The sequence below is a fragment of the Streptomyces alkaliphilus genome, assembly GCF_014141535.1.
GTDB lineage: Bacteria > Actinomycetota > Actinomycetes > Streptomycetales > Streptomycetaceae > Streptomyces > Streptomyces alkaliphilus.
This window is the reverse complement of sequence record NZ_VKHT01001442.1, coordinates 1-934: the sequence shown is the minus strand read 5'-3', so window position 1 is coordinate 934 and position 934 is coordinate 1. Positions and strand designations below refer to the sequence as shown.

At 77.6% G+C, this 934-nt stretch carries 1 protein-coding gene; it reads left to right on the top strand.

What is annotated here, in order from left to right; genetic code table 11:
• The coding region (locus FNQ90_RS24985) for a carbonic anhydrase (RefSeq protein ID WP_323380174.1) at positions 1 to 764 on the top strand (764 nt) is incomplete at its 5' end.
• Positions 765 to 934: the final 170 nt, after the last annotated feature.

The following is a 934-nucleotide window of genomic DNA, read 5'->3' as shown; positions in this document are numbered from 1 at the left end:
CGGCATCTCCCACTCCCACCGCCCCCGGGGTCGTGCCGGCCCCGTCGGCGGTGCCCGACACGGTGGACGAGCTGCTCAGCGGATTGCGCACCTTCCAGTCCCACACCGCCCCCCTGGTCCGCGACGAGCTGGCGAGGCTGGCCCGCGAGGGGCAGCGACCCGGTCAACTCTTCCTGACCTGCGCCGACTCCCGCCTGGTGACCAGCATGATCACCTCCAGCGGGCCGGGGTCGCTGTTCACCGTGCGGAACGTCGGCAACCTGGTGCCGGTGCCCGGCACCGAGGAGGGCGACACCTCCGTGGCGGCGGCCATCGAGTACGCGGTCACGGTCCTGCGGGTGCGCTCGATCACCGTCTGCGGCCACTCCGGGTGCGGGGCGATGCAGGCCCTGCGCACCTCGGGCACCGGGCAGGGCGGCGCCGGCCCGCTGGACCGCTGGCTGCGCCACGGCCGCGCCTCGCTGGAGCGGCTCGAGGCGGCCGGGGGCGCGGCGCCCCGGCTGGACGCCCGCCCGGCCTCGGACGGGGTGGAGGCGTTGTGCCTGACCAACGTCCTGCAGCAGGTGGAACACCTCAGCCGGCACGAGTGCGTCGCACGGGCGGTGCGCGAGGGCTCGCTGACCCTGCGCGGGATGTACTTCCACGTGGGCGAGGCCCAGGCGTACGTCCTGGACGCGGTGGGGGCCGGCGTACGGGTGACCGGCGGCCCCGACGCGGAGCCCGCCGTCTTCACCTCGGTGCGGCCGGACGTGCTCACGGCGTGAGCGCTCCCGGCGCCGCTGCCCGGGGGCGGTGGGGACCGGGTCCGCCCGGCCCGCACCGCCCCCGGGGCCGCCGGGCCGCCGGGAAATCCGGCGGCCCGGCCCGAGCGGGCGACGGGTCGTCCCGAACCCCCTCCGGTCGGGCCGGGGCCCGACCGGAGGGGGTTCGGGAC